The organism is Pseudomonas sp. XS1P51, from assembly GCF_054897845.1.
This window is the reverse complement of sequence record NZ_CM142707.1, coordinates 2,543,127-2,555,444: the sequence shown is the minus strand read 5'-3', so window position 1 is coordinate 2,555,444 and position 12,318 is coordinate 2,543,127. Positions and strand designations below refer to the sequence as shown.

Annotated in this window: 10 protein-coding genes and 2 pseudogenes; 7 read left to right on the top strand and 5 right to left on the bottom strand. The window is 59.2% G+C overall.

Annotated elements, in window-relative coordinates:
* Window positions 1-29: 29 nt before the first annotated feature.
* Window positions 30-599, bottom strand: a complete 570-nt coding sequence (locus tag ACYZUD_RS11815; RefSeq protein ID WP_462024163.1) for a thioesterase family protein — start codon at window positions 597-599, stop codon at window positions 30-32.
* Between the two features lie 105 nt (window positions 600-704).
* Between ACYZUD_RS11815 and ACYZUD_RS11810 the strand changes: the two genes are divergently transcribed.
* Window positions 705-1,670 carry a GlxA family transcriptional regulator gene (locus ACYZUD_RS11810; protein ID WP_462024162.1) on the top strand — a complete coding sequence of 322 codons (966 nt, stop codon included), beginning with the start codon at window positions 705-707 and terminating at the stop codon, window positions 1,668-1,670.
* A 38-nt stretch (window positions 1,671-1,708) separates the two neighbouring features.
* Here ACYZUD_RS11810 and ACYZUD_RS11805 read toward each other — a convergent pair whose 3' ends face one another.
* Both ACYZUD_RS11805 and ACYZUD_RS11800 read right to left on the bottom strand, forming a co-directional pair.
* The gene (locus tag ACYZUD_RS11805) at window positions 1,709-2,281 is read right to left on the bottom strand and encodes a chorismate mutase (RefSeq protein WP_462024161.1); all 573 of its coding nucleotides are present in this window, start codon (window positions 2,279-2,281) and stop codon (window positions 1,709-1,711) included.
* 156 nt (window positions 2,282-2,437) lie between these two features.
* Window positions 2,438-2,758: pseudogene (locus ACYZUD_RS11800) on the bottom strand (phage infection protein); the annotation flags it as partial.
* Window positions 2,759-3,058: 300 nt separating this feature from the next.
* Between ACYZUD_RS11800 and ACYZUD_RS11795 the strand changes: the two are divergent.
* Window positions 3,059-4,732: a tetratricopeptide repeat protein gene (locus ACYZUD_RS11795; RefSeq protein ID WP_462024160.1), complete on the top strand. Its 1,674-nt coding sequence runs from the start codon at window positions 3,059-3,061 to the stop codon at window positions 4,730-4,732.
* Window positions 4,733-4,801: 69 nt separating this feature from the next.
* Here ACYZUD_RS11795 and ACYZUD_RS11790 read toward each other — a convergent pair whose 3' ends face one another.
* Window positions 4,802-4,963, bottom strand: a complete 162-nt coding sequence (locus ACYZUD_RS11790; protein ID WP_462024159.1) for a DUF2986 domain-containing protein — start codon at window positions 4,961-4,963, stop codon at window positions 4,802-4,804.
* Window positions 4,964-5,009: 46 nt separating this feature from the next.
* On the opposite strand from ACYZUD_RS11790, the pseudogene ACYZUD_RS11785 reads away from it, so the two are divergent.
* Window positions 5,010-5,114: pseudogene (locus ACYZUD_RS11785) on the top strand (alpha/beta hydrolase); the annotation flags it as partial.
* A 616-nt stretch (window positions 5,115-5,730) separates the two neighbouring features.
* Here the strand turns inward: ACYZUD_RS11785 and ACYZUD_RS11780 are convergent.
* Entirely contained in the window at window positions 5,731-6,030 is a 300-nt protein-coding gene (locus tag ACYZUD_RS11780; protein WP_462024158.1) for a hypothetical protein, read from the bottom strand.
* A gap of 668 nt (window positions 6,031-6,698) precedes the next feature.
* On the opposite strand from ACYZUD_RS11780, the gene ACYZUD_RS11775 reads away from it, so the two are divergent.
* The 4 genes from ACYZUD_RS11775 to ACYZUD_RS11760 all read left to right on the top strand — a co-directional run bounded on the left by ACYZUD_RS11775 (window position 6,699) and on the right by ACYZUD_RS11760 (window position 12,279).
* Window positions 6,699-8,009: a nucleotide sugar dehydrogenase gene (locus ACYZUD_RS11775; protein WP_462024157.1), complete on the top strand. Its 1,311-nt coding sequence runs from the start codon at window positions 6,699-6,701 to the stop codon at window positions 8,007-8,009.
* A 60-nt stretch (window positions 8,010-8,069) separates the two neighbouring features.
* Window positions 8,070-9,551: a glycosyltransferase family 2 protein gene (locus ACYZUD_RS11770; protein WP_462024156.1), complete on the top strand. Its 1,482-nt coding sequence runs from the start codon at window positions 8,070-8,072 to the stop codon at window positions 9,549-9,551.
* A 116-nt stretch (window positions 9,552-9,667) separates the two neighbouring features.
* On the top strand, window positions 9,668-10,882 hold the full coding sequence (locus ACYZUD_RS11765; protein WP_462024155.1) for a PilZ domain-containing protein: 1,215 nt from the start codon (window positions 9,668-9,670) through the stop codon (window positions 10,880-10,882).
* Complete coding sequence (locus tag ACYZUD_RS11760) at window positions 10,879-12,279, top strand: alginate biosynthesis protein AlgK (protein ID WP_462024154.1); 1,401 nt, start codon at window positions 10,879-10,881, stop codon at window positions 12,277-12,279. The genes ACYZUD_RS11765 and ACYZUD_RS11760 overlap by 4 nt, the downstream gene beginning before the upstream one ends.
* The last annotated feature ends 39 nt before the right edge of the window (window positions 12,280-12,318 follow it).

Below are 12,318 nucleotides of genomic sequence, written 5' to 3'. Positions count from 1 at the left end.
TGGCAACAGTTCAAGCATAGCGACTCATTTTACTCCGCCGTCTGTGGGTGCCGGGCGGGTTGACCTTCTTCCTCCCGGAGCTGGCGGCTCATGTCGTCGCAGCTTTGCGACCAGTCTGTCAGCCACTTCGGCATGTCGAGTGACTGTTCTGCCAAGCCTAACTCCAGGGCGAATTCGCCAGGGGCAACCGTGCCTTTGGCGGTGCGGAACAGACCTCGCATCACGACGACGCCGACCACGCGTCCCTGGCTCACGAAGCGGTGCTCCATAAAACTCCACTTTTCGTCCCAGCCGAGCATTCGGGTATGAATTTCGAAGGCCTGGAACAGCTTCAGCTCACGGCGAAACTTGCCCCAGGTATCGCCAACGATCGGCACCGCCTTGTGGCGCAGCGCCACGCGAAACGCGCCACTGCGCAAGACGTAATCCATGCGCCCGATGTCGGCCAGGGTGAAGTAGCGGCCATTGGTGACGTGCCGGTTGAGGTCGAGATCGAGCGGCCACACGCGCAGGCGGATGACGGTGGTGGCCAAGGCGTCGACCGGCTTGCGCCATGGACGACGAAACAGCATGAGGAACAGTCGAAACCAGAGATTCATAAGTACGCCGAAGGTTGAGTGACCGGTGCACTTTAGGCGGCGGGAATCGGGTAAGGTAGGTGCGCAAATGACTTTTTTCATGCGAAAAGCGCAACGGGGCTCTTCATGCACGTCACCCTGCTATTGGCCGATCAATGTTCCGCCGCCAGCGCCACGATGGCGCTGGAAGTGCTCAGCGCCGCCAACCTGTTCGCCGACACCGCAGGCTCGCCGTTCAATGTGGTCATCGCTTCTCTTGATGGGGGGAATGTCACCGCGTGGGGAGGGCAGACGCTGCACGTGGACCGGTCCACCGCCGAGATCCCTCGAACGGATCTGGTGCTGATTCCCGGATTCCTCTTCACCCTGAAGGACGCCTTGCCTGACTTTCCAGGTTATGGGCCGTGGTTGCGTCAACAGCATTCACAGGGCGCCGTCGTGGCTTCAATGTGCACGGCGGCGTTCATGCTGGCCGAGGCGGGTCTGTTGGGCGGTGTTCGCGCCACCACGCACTGGGCTTTTGCAGACCTGTTTCGCCGCCGGTATGCCGACGTCTGTCTGGAGGAGGCGCAGATCGTCTGCGAAGACAATCGCGTCATCACCAGCGGTGGTGCGAGTGCCGCCATGGATCTTTTGCTGCACCTCGTGCGCCGCTTTGCTTCACTGGACCTGGCGCAGAAATGCGGCAAATACTTGCTGATCGACACGGTGCGCAGCGAGCAATCGGTGTATGTCATGTGGTCAATGCCGAAGGCTCATGGGGATGGCGACATCCTGCGGGTCCAGAACTGGCTGGAGGAGCACTTCGATCAGCCGCTGCTGATCGATGACGTCGCCGGGCAATTCGGTTTCGGTGTCAGGAATTTCAAAAGGCGTTTCAAGGAAGCCACCGGCTACACGCCCATTACCTACCTGCAAACCCTGCGTCTGGAGAAGGCAAAGCACCTGCTCGAATCCACACGAATGACCCTGGACAGCATCACCTACAAAGTGGGCTACGAAGACGGCAATTCATTTCGCAGGCTTTTCCGGCAACGAGTGGGCTTGCTTCCGGCGGCCTACCGGAAGAAATTTCAGCCGGGCGCGAGTTGATTCCTGGGCACTCTGTCCGAAGGGCATAAATTACTCGGTCATCGATCAATGACACAAAGCTCCCCGGTGGCGCGAATCAGTGCCTGACCGTGCAGGCCATCCTTGATCAGGCCGGCTCGCGTCGTGGCTAGCCAGTTCGCACATTCCGGGTCGTTGCGATAAGGCGCGAAGGCCGCGTATTGCTGCAACAGACGGTTTTGCAGCTCATCCAGCCGTGGCCTGATTTGATTGGCGAGGTCCGGCCGTGGCATATCAGGTGCCTTGCCCGCCGCGTGCCATTGAGCGAGCAGTCCGTACTGCACCAGCTTGTTGGCTTCGATCTGTGCGGCGATCAATTCGGCGACCTCGTCCGGGTTCAGTTTTCGGTCAACGGCCATCTTCCTGGCGTTGGTGATGACTTGCGCTTCCCGGGCACTGTCCTGAATCGGTTTGCCGCTGTCCCATTTGGTCAGCGCCACCAGATCAGCGATGTTCAGGCGCTCGTTCATCGTCACCAGCAACGGTTGCAAACTGTCGGGCGCCGGGGAGGGCGTACTGGCCTGTGCGCCGCAAGCGAGTAAACCGAGCAGGGCGCAGGTCAGCCGCTGCGGTATGCGTGGGGAGTGGGACATGGGCAAACCTCATTGGGCACGTGATTCACAATCAGGTGGTTATGTATCACAGGTGCGGCAGAGGCATTAAGGGATGACTGAATTCTTTGTGCACGAAAAAGCCCGGCGGGTGAGGCCGGGCTTTTTGTTGAGTATTGCTGTCGTGCTATTCATTCATGCAGCGCGGCTTTCGATCAGGCGGTCGGAACCACCTTCGGCGACGCGGCGTTCGATCAGGCGATCCGAGCCACCTTCGGCAACGCGATTCTCGATCAGACGATCCGAGCCATCAGCGGCAACGCGATTCTCGATCAAGCGATCCGAACCATCAGCGGCAACGCGGTTCTCGATCAAACGATCGGAACCACCTTCGGCCACACGACTTTCAATCAGGCGATCCGAGCCGCCTTCAGCGACAACCGGGTGAGCAGAGGTAGCGGCGAAAGCGTTAACTGCAAATACCGAGAAAGCGATGCTGAGAAGGACATGGCGTTTCATGAGGGTGTGCTCCGGGGTGTAGTTGTTGGGTATGGAGGCGATGTTACGCTGCGGATTTTTTATGAGAACTTCATTGAGTTGATGGTGACTATCGACGTCAGCAATGGTCCTCCGGGCCTGAGTACGCATGGCTTCCATCGGCTCCACACCTGTCGTCGGCTACGCCGCTCAGTCAGGACTGCCGGGGTATGCTGGACCTCTTAAACGATCGACGGTCTCCAGGAAATCAGACCGCTACATCCTTCCAGGCCTGCGAGGATTTTCTGCGAGGTTCCATGCTCTGATCGAGAGGATAAACCGATGCATGACTATTACGATTTGGGCACCTACAGTCGCCCGGTGACGACGAACTCGTCCCAGGCCCAGCTCTGGTTCGATCGTGGTTTGTTATGGTGCTACGGCTACAACCACGACGAGTCCATCCGTTGTTTTCGCAAGGCGATTGAACACGACCGCGATTGTGCGATGGCCTACTGGGGAATCGCCTATGCTTCGGGGCCCAACTACAACAAGCGCTGGGATGCCTTCATCGAGCAGGAGTTGAAAGAGGCCGTGGCCCAGGCCCGATTGGCGACACAAGCCGCGCTGGCGCATATCGACGGCGCAACAGCGGTGGAGCAAGCGTTGATCCGCGCGCTGGAGCAACGCTACCAGGCTGATCAGGCGGTCAGCCTTGAGCAACTCTTCACCTGGAACGATGCCTACGCGGCGTTCATGCGGGATGTCTACAGAGCCTTTCCCGAAGATCCCGACGTCACTGCGCTGTTTGCCGAAGCGATGATCGACCGCACGCCCTGGCTGTTGTGGGACCTGAAAACCGGTGCGCCGGCACCGGGCGCCGACACGCTGGAGGCGGTGGCCGTGCTGGAACACGCGCTACGGCGGATGGAGCAGCAGGGCGATGCGCCGCACCCGTGCGTGCTGCACATGTACGTCCACACCATGGAAATGTCGCCCCATCCGGAGCGGGCGTTGCGCGCCGGCGATGTCCTGCGGGACCTGGTGCCGGACGCCGGACATCTGCGCCATATGCCGTCGCACATCGACGTGCTCTGTGGTGATTACCGTGGGGCCATGGTCACCAATAGCCGGGCGATCCTGGCCGACAGCAAATACCTGGAACAGGAAGGGCCAATCAACTTCTACACCCTGTACCGATGCCACAACTACCACTTCAAACTCTATTCGGCGATGTTCCTCGGGCAGTACCAACCGGCCCTGGAAGCCGCCGATCAACTGATCTCGACCATCAAGGAAGAACTGCTGCGCGTGGAGCAGCCACCCATGGCCGACTGGCTGGAAGGCTTCGTGTCGATGAAGGTGCACGTACAGATACGCTTCGGCAAATGGCAGGACATCCTCGCCACCCCGCTGCCGAACGACCAGGCGTTGTACTGCGTCACAACGGCGATGCTGCATTACGCCAGAGGCGTGGCGCACGCCGCCTGCGGGCACATAGCCGCCGCCGAAACCGAACAGAAACTCTTCCACAATGCCCAGACCCGAGTGCCGCAAACACGCTACCTCTTCAACAACACGTGCACCGACATCCTGACGGTGGCCGGCGCCATGCTGCGCGGGGAAATCGAGTACCGCAAAGGCCATTACGACAGCGCTTTTGCCCACTTGCGCCAGGCGCTGTCACTGGACGACAACCTGCCCTACGACGAGCCATGGGGCTGGATGCAACCGGTCAGGCATGCGCTGGGCGCGCTGTTGCTGGAGCAGGGCAGGGTAGAAGAAGCCTTGCAGGCCTATCGCGCCGATCTGGGACTGGACAACACGCTCAGCCGCGCATCCTGGCATCTGGACAATGTCTGGAGCCTTCACGGCTACGTGGAATGCCTGAAACGGCTGGGCAGGGACGATGAGGCGGGCGCCGCCCAGATCCGCCTCGACCTGGCAATGGCCCGGGCGGATGTGGAAATCACGGCGTCGTGTTTTTGCCGGGTTGGGGAGCGTTGTTGCGAGTAATGCGGTACGAGCCATCGGAATGCCTGGCCCAACCACTTATAAATTCCGGTGGTGCTTAAGCTGCATAGATCAGCTTTCAGAGGAAATGATTGAGTCGTGACTGGACTCAGCCTCTAGCTTCAATCGGTCAGCTTTACTAATGTATTTAGACTTGCTTGGCGGTGCCAATTTGGCACTCGCCTTTTTGGCGTGAGCCTTTAATAACTGCTTTATTTTTTTGCGACGATTCATATTTTCTACTCGGCTTGTAACTTCTTGAATGATATCAGCTTAAAGTATTGGACCAGATCCCTGTAGCCCGCTCCCGATCGTCATGTGGCATGGCGCAGGGCCGTCTGCGAAATCCTGGGAAGCGACGGCTGACGGACGTGACGGGTTCCAGGCGTTTGGCAGCGGCGCGGGTGAAACTGCGCGCCTGTGCCACGGCCGAGAAGATCGCGAGTTGGTCGTAGCTTTCGGCGGTCATTGATACGCGCCTGTTATGAACAGTTTGCGATTATGCCATCTGTGCGACCAATCGTCCGGCTCACACTTCTTCAGGGAGGACACCATGAAGATACGGGTAATTCAGTGCATCGGATCTCTGTTTTTCTGTCACTCGCGCGTTGCCGAATGGAATTGCGAGCAAAGGTGCAGTACTTTGTATTTGTAACGCTCTCGTGCCGCAAACCTATTCTGGTTGAGGGGTGGATTTCATGAACAACATCATCTACATCGTCGGGTTAGTTGTGATCGTCGTGGTTATCCTGTCGTTCCTCGGATTTGCATAGGTTCCAAGACCGACTTTATTCCTCGTTTGTGTTCGATTTTCTGACGTGGACGTCCGCCGCATTACTGCTCCTTCGATGGAGGCAGGGGCGTCCCCCGCCACACGAGGTGACATCGTCCGCACCCTGCTGCCGGTTGAGTCCACCCCGGCTAAACGTTCAGCGGCGTAAACCATAGCTTTTGGCGGCCCGCTGCAACGACCCATTGAACCCCGCTTCGATGCCGCTCTCTCAATTTCTGCACTCCGCCAACACCACTTGGCAGGTATCCGGCGTGCCACCGGATCGGCCGGCATAGCGTATGCAATTATCCAGGGATTTCTTGCGAGCCATGTTCAAGGTGGAGCCCCAAGCCAGGCCGCCTTCGCCGGTAGTGGGCAGCGCTTTTGCGTAGCAGCTTGAGCCTATGCTTGAGACCGAATAGCGAGCCGTGGCCGCTTTGCCTGCACATCCCGCTGTCAGCACCAGATTGAAGGCGAGCAGGGAGTGCAGGATCCATGACAAGCATTGGCGCTCTGTTTTTCCGGTCATCGCATTTCCCCTGCATTAAGAGGCAAGAGGCGTGTTTGTGCTCGTGCTCTACTCAGATTAGACGGTGTGGCACCTGCCCATCGGTCGGTTTAGCGGGCTTGGTGCATTCGAGGACTTGGCCGGAGAGTTCTGAAGAGTTTTTAAAAGATATTAACTATTGCGTGTAGGACAAGCGCCAATAAATAGTTATTTAAAAATTGACAGTGTTTCAGTTGCTTTACACTCTATGGTTTACTTAACGAGTGTGCTTGCCAAGTTGTAACGTTAGCGTTGCACCGTGTCAGTGCTTTATGCGCGTCTGTCCGACAAGTATCGTAATTGTCTGCTTGTTTTTGGTGCGTGAATAAATTGTTTTGTTTAAGTTTCTAGTGGCAGTTATCTTTGCATCTGTTTGATTTTAATAGTTATTATTTATAGTAATTAGCTTATTGTTGAATGTGGCACTAGCTTTGCTGATCTAACTACGCATGTTGTAAGCGCGAAGTGCTCGACGTTTCTGTTAAAAATATGACAGTGCCTATGTGATGTTTGTCTACACTCTAGTTTTTCGAGTGTGTATCGAGAACCAAGTTGTACCTAGCTGCCCGTTAGTTGGCGCGGTAGAGCGACTTTCGGCTGTTCGGCATGCCGATGGCCTTCCTGAATCTGGATATACGAGGGATTCACCGATGCGTATCAGCATATTTGGTCTGGGTTATGTGGGCGCTGTATGTGCAGGTTGTCTTTCTGCTCGCGGTCATGACGTCATCGGGGTGGATGTCTCGCAGGTCAAGGTCGACCTGATCAACCAGGGTAAGTCCCCCATCGTTGAGCCGGACCTGGAACCGCTGCTCCATCTGGGGGTGAATTTTGGGCGGCTGCGGGGTGGCAGTGATGTGAAGGCGGCAGTGATGGGCACGGATATGTCGTTCATCTGCGTCGGTACGCCGAGCAAGAAGAATGGCGATCTGGATCTGGTCTACATAGAGTCAGTCTGCCGCGAGATCGGCGAAGCCCTGCACGACAAGGACAGTTGGCATACGGTCGTGGTGCGGAGCACGGTGCTGCCGGGCACCGTGAAGAACGTGGTGATCCCGCTACTTGAAGACTGTTCCGGCAAGAAGGCCGGGGTCGACTTCGGCGTGGCGATCAATCCGGAGTTCCTGCGCGAAAGTACCGCGATCAGGGATTACAACTGTCCGCCCATGACGGTGATCGGTGAACTCGACCAGCGCAGCGGTGACATGCTCGCCACGCTCTATCAAGAGCTGGACGCGCCGCTCGTGCGCCGCAGTATCGAAGTGGCGGAGATGATCAAGTACACCTGCAACGTCTGGCATGCGACCAAAGTGACCTTCGCCAATGAGATCGGCAATATCGCGAAGGCCGCCGGCGTGGACGGTCGCGATGTGATGGACGTGATCTGCCAGGACACCACACTCAACCTGTCGCGTTATTACATGCGCCCCGGTTTCGCGTTCGGCGGTTCCTGCCTGCCCAAGGATGTGCGTGCGCTGAACTATCGCGCCGGGCAAATGGACGTCGAGCACCCGCTGCTGGCCTCGATCATGCGCAGCAATGCGGCGCAGGTACAAAGAGCCTTCGACATTATCAGCAGTTATGGCAAGCGGCGTATCGCGCTGCTCGGCCTGAGCTTCAAGGCGGGCACCGACGACCTGCGCGAAAGTCCGCTGGTGGAGTTGGCCGAGATGTTGATCGGCAAGGGCTACGACCTGCACATCTTCGACCGCAACGTTGAATACGCACGTATCTACGGGGCCAACAAGGAATACATCGAGTCGAAGATTCCGCACCTGGCTTCGCTGTTATGTCCTGACCTCGCGAAGGTGATCGAGCAGGCGGATGTGATCGTGCTGGGTAACGGTGACGAGTCCTTCGAAGCCATTGCGCTTGACGTGCCCGAGGGCAAGCAGGTGGTCGACCTGGTGGGCTTCATTCCACACGCCAGTGACGATCGGCTCGAGGGTATCTGCTGGTAAGCGAGGCGCTGAGCTGACGCGTCCCGAGCAACATGGGTTTATCGAACAGGGGTCACATCTATGGCTGATTCCAGGGTTTACTTGCGCGAAGCAGCGGGCTGGCTGTTCTACGTCACCGCGCTGATGGGGCTTGCACTGTTGCTGCCGCGCACCGTATTCGATCCCGAATCCAGGGACTTTCTCCTGTTGCTGGGGGCGGTCGGTATCTGGCGTTATTCGATGGGCGCGATCCATTACCTGCGAGGGATGCTGTTCCTTTATCTGGTATTTCCTTATTACAGACGCAAAGTCACCCGGCTGGGTAGCAGTGCCGATCCGTCGCAAGTGTTTTTGCTGGTCACCAGTTTTCGTATCGATGCGCTGACCACGGCGCAGGTCTACCGCTCGGTGATCGAAGAGGCCATCGGTTGTGGTTACCCGACCACGGTGGTCTGTTCCATCGTCGAGCTGGCCGACGAACTGCTGATCAGAGCGCTCTGGGATAGCTATACCCCGCCGGAGCAGGTCAAGCTGAGCTTCGTGCGGATTCCCGGCACCGGTAAACGCGATGGCCTGGCCCATGGTTTTCGGGCGATCTCCCGACATTTGCCGGATGCCGATGCGGTGGTGGCGGTGGTCGATGGCGACACCGTGCTCTCACCCGGGCTGGTGCGTCAGACCGTGCCCTGGTTCAAGCTGTTCCCGAACGTCGGCGGGCTGACCACCAATGAGTTCTGCGAGGTGCGCGGAGGCTACCTGATGAGCCAATGGCACAAGCTGCGGTTCGCCCAGCGGCACATCAATATGTGTTCGATGGCACTGGGCAAGCGAGTGCTGACCATGACCGGGCGGATGTCGGTGTTCCGTGCCCGGGTGGTGACCGACCCCGGCTTTATTCAAGACGTTGAGAGCGATTATCTGCAGCACTGGCGCCTGGGGCGTTTCCGCTTCCTGACCGGTGATGACAAGTCCAGTTGGTACAGCCTGATGCGGCTGGGCTACGACACCTTTTATGTGCCCGATGCGGCGATCAACACGGTCGAACACCCCCCGCAAAAGAGCTTCTTCAAGGCCAGCCGGCAGCTGATGTTCCGCTGGTATGGCAATAACCTGCGCCAGAACTCGCGGGCCCTGCACTTGGGTGTGCAGCGGTTGGGCTGGTTCACCTCGCTGGTGCTGTTCGACCAACGCGTATCGATGTGGGCCAGTCTGCTCGGGCCGTCAGTGGCGATCATTGCCAGCCTCAAATACAGCATGGCCTACCTGATGATCTATGTGCTCTGGATCGGCCTGACTCGCTTGATCCTGAGTTTGCTGTTGCTGGCCTCGGGGCACCCGGTCGGGCCGGCTTATCCACTGATTCTCTATTACAACCAGTTGGTCGGCGCCATGGTGAAAATCTATGTGTTCTTCCGTCTCGACCAGCAATCGTGGACGCGCCAGAAAACCCGGCTCGACCGCGGGCTGGCGAGCTATCAGCGCTGGTTCAATACCTGGTCGTCGCGGGCCATGACGTTTTCGGCCGGCAGTGTGTTTTGCGCACTGCTGATGTGGATGGTGTAGCGCAGGTGTCAGGGCTGTCGGCATGCCGTGCCGGTCTGCACAGCGTAAAGGATAAAGCTGAACACCGGCTCTGATCTGCCGGATCGATCTCAATCGTGCATCGAAAGGGACGCACTATGAACACAGCCTTTATTGCAGTTGATGACAATGTCGTGCATGAGTCGGAGGTGCAGCGCCAGCATGCGCGGCTAAAACTTCCGGCGAGGATCAAGTTTGCCGGACCGAACCGGGAGATGTTCGATTGCGAGCTGATCGATCTGTCGGCGGGTGGCTTCAGCGTGAGTCAGCCGGGCACACCACTTATTGTCGGTCGACAGTACAAAGGCAAGCTGCTGTTCCAGGTCGAAGCCCTTGGGTTTGCCATCGACGTGGAATTTGTCGTGCGCTCGGTAGCCAGCGAAGGGCGGCGAGTGGGTTGCGAGTTCCAGAATCTGCGGCCACAGGAGATTGCCGCGTTGCGTTATCTGATCACCTCCTACCTCTCGGGGGGCGTCATCAGCCTGGGGGACATGCTCGCGACTCAGCAACGCGACAGCTTCACCAGACCGCGCAAGCACGAAAGTGGCAACGGCCTGGGCCTTTTCGCACGCTTGCGGGCGACCACGGTGAGCCTGCTGATTTTCCTGGTGGGGCTGGCTGCCTTTGGTTATGTGCTGCACCAGGTGTATGGCATTTATTTCGTCACTCACGCCGAATCGGCGCGGGTCAACGTCCCCGGTCAGTTGATCGGCCTGCCGCGCGACGGCAGCGTCAAGTCGTTGGTCAAGGTCGGGTCGGTGGTGCCCAAGGGGGCCCCGCTGGCGACCTTTTCCGCCTCGCTGCTGGACGTGATGAAGGGCAACCTGCCGCCCGGGCAGGCGACCCCGGAGAACCTCGAGCGCCTGTTCAGCCGGACCCTGCAAGGTTCGCTGACCAGCCCTTGCGATTGCCGGGTGGTGGCGCAGCTGGTGCCGGACGGCCAGGTCGTCGGCAAGGGCACCACGGTGTACGAGTTGATGCCGATCGATGGGGTGGCGACCATCGAGGCGCGCTTCCCCTATAAGAATTTTGCCAAGATCCAGCCGGGCAAGGTCGTGAGCTTCCAACTGGTCGGTGAAGAACAGCCACGCACGGGCAAAATCGCCGCGGTGGTGCTGGACAACGGCGGCCTGGCCTCCGACCTGCGGGTCACCATTGAGCCTGACAGCGCGTTGCCCACCGATATGGCCGGGCGTCCGGTGGAGGTCAGTATCGAAGACCTGCAGGGTAATGCCTGGGTGCAGAATGCCTCGGCGGCCAATGCCTGGGTGAAAAACGCCTGGGAGAATAAAGTCATGGCGGCCGGAAAATGAACGGCGCATGGCGATCGGGGCTGCGGTTTTCTGCGCTGACCGCTGTTCTGACGATGATTCATGGTTGCGGCACCCTGCCGGATCAGGGGTTGGCGCGCGAGGCCATGGCGCGCGGCGATTATGAAACGGCACGCAAGAACTACGCGGCGCTGGCCGAGGACGGCTATGCCGATGCCCAGGCCGGGATGGGCGACTTGACGGCCTCGGCGGGCGACCCGGCGAGCCTGAAAGAGGCTGAAGCCTTGTACCGGCAGGCAGCGCCGGAGTCGGTCAAGGCGCAGTCACGCCTGGGCCGCTTGTTGCTGCGTCAGGGACCGACGGATCCCAAGCAAGTGGACGAGGCCCGGCAGCTGTTGGAAGGCGCGCTAGATAAAGGCGAGTTCAGTGCGGTGGTGCCGCTGACGTTGTTGTACCTGGGCTACCCGCAACTGGTGCCCGGGGTGGATCCGCAGCAGAAGGTCAATGGCTGGCGCGCCCAGGGCATTGTCGAGGCAGACTTGGCGCAGATCCTGATTTACCGCAATCAGGGCACCTATAACGCTCACCTGCCGCAGATCGAACAGATGTGCCGGGCCCGGCTGGCGGTACTCGATGGCTGTTATGTGGAGCTGGCTACCATCAACCGGATGCGTGCCCAGCCCAAAGCGCAAGCGGACCTGCTGGCGCAGTTGCGCCAGGGTTTGCGCGAGGGACGAGTAGCGCCCTTGCGGGTCGAGTCGGTGGCGCGCGTCCTGTCGTCGCCAGCGCTGGAAGGTCCGGCCGACGCGCAAAGCGCCCAGCGCCTGCTGGAGGAACTGGCACCGGTCTATGCGCCGGCCTGGACCAGCCTGGCACGGTTGATCGACGACTACCCCGCGCAAGGCGATGCGCCGCAATTGCTCTCGGCCTTGCAGCGCGGGCGCGAAGCGGGCGACCCACGGGCGGAACTGCTGACCGGGCGGCTGTATTACCTCGGCAAATGGTTGCCGCAGGATCCGCGCCTGGCTGAAGAGCATTTGCTCAAGGCGGCCGCGGCCGGTGAAGTCGGGGCGCATTACTACCTGGGCCAGTTGTACCGGCGCGGTTATCTGGGCCACGTCGAACCACAGAAAGCACTGCTACATTTGTTGCTGGCAGCCCGCAACGGCTCGCCCAACGCCGATCTGGCCCTGGCGCACATGTTTTCCGACTCCCGCGGTGTCAAGGTCAATCGGGTCAATGCTTTTGTCTTTGCGCAACTCGCGCAACGCCAGGGCGTGGTAAATGCAGGGCCAGTGCTGTCGGCCGTGCAGTCGGGGATGACCCCGGCAGAAAGGAAAATCGCGCAGCCGCTGCTTGAGGAAGAAGCCCAGGCCCGTCTGACGGGCGCGGCTTTAGCCAGGCTGCAAACTCCGGAAAATGGACAGGACTTACTATGAAGCAAGCATTGTTGGCAGGTTATGGTCTGGGAGTTTCGC

Excerpts from the sequence above, each read along its gene's own strand:
- ACYZUD_RS11815 (WP_462024163.1), bottom strand. The coding sequence starts at position 599 with ATGAATCTCTGGTTTCGACTGTTCCTCATGCTGTTTCGTCGTCCATGG.
- ACYZUD_RS11810 (WP_462024162.1), top strand. The coding sequence starts at position 705 with ATGCACGTCACCCTGCTATTGGCCGATCAATGTTCCGCCGCCAGCGCC.
- ACYZUD_RS11805 (WP_462024161.1), bottom strand. The coding sequence starts at position 2,281 with ATGTCCCACTCCCCACGCATACCGCAGCGGCTGACCTGCGCCCTGCTC.
- ACYZUD_RS11795 (WP_462024160.1), top strand. The coding sequence starts at position 3,059 with ATGCATGACTATTACGATTTGGGCACCTACAGTCGCCCGGTGACGACG.
- ACYZUD_RS11790 (WP_462024159.1), bottom strand. The coding sequence starts at position 4,963 with ATGAATCGTCGCAAAAAAATAAAGCAGTTATTAAAGGCTCACGCCAAA.
- ACYZUD_RS11780 (WP_462024158.1), bottom strand. The coding sequence starts at position 6,030 with ATGACCGGAAAAACAGAGCGCCAATGCTTGTCATGGATCCTGCACTCC.
- ACYZUD_RS11775 (WP_462024157.1), top strand. The coding sequence starts at position 6,699 with ATGCGTATCAGCATATTTGGTCTGGGTTATGTGGGCGCTGTATGTGCA.
- ACYZUD_RS11770 (WP_462024156.1), top strand. The coding sequence starts at position 8,070 with ATGGCTGATTCCAGGGTTTACTTGCGCGAAGCAGCGGGCTGGCTGTTC.
- ACYZUD_RS11765 (WP_462024155.1), top strand. The coding sequence starts at position 9,668 with ATGAACACAGCCTTTATTGCAGTTGATGACAATGTCGTGCATGAGTCG.
- ACYZUD_RS11760 (WP_462024154.1), top strand. The coding sequence starts at position 10,879 with ATGAACGGCGCATGGCGATCGGGGCTGCGGTTTTCTGCGCTGACCGCT.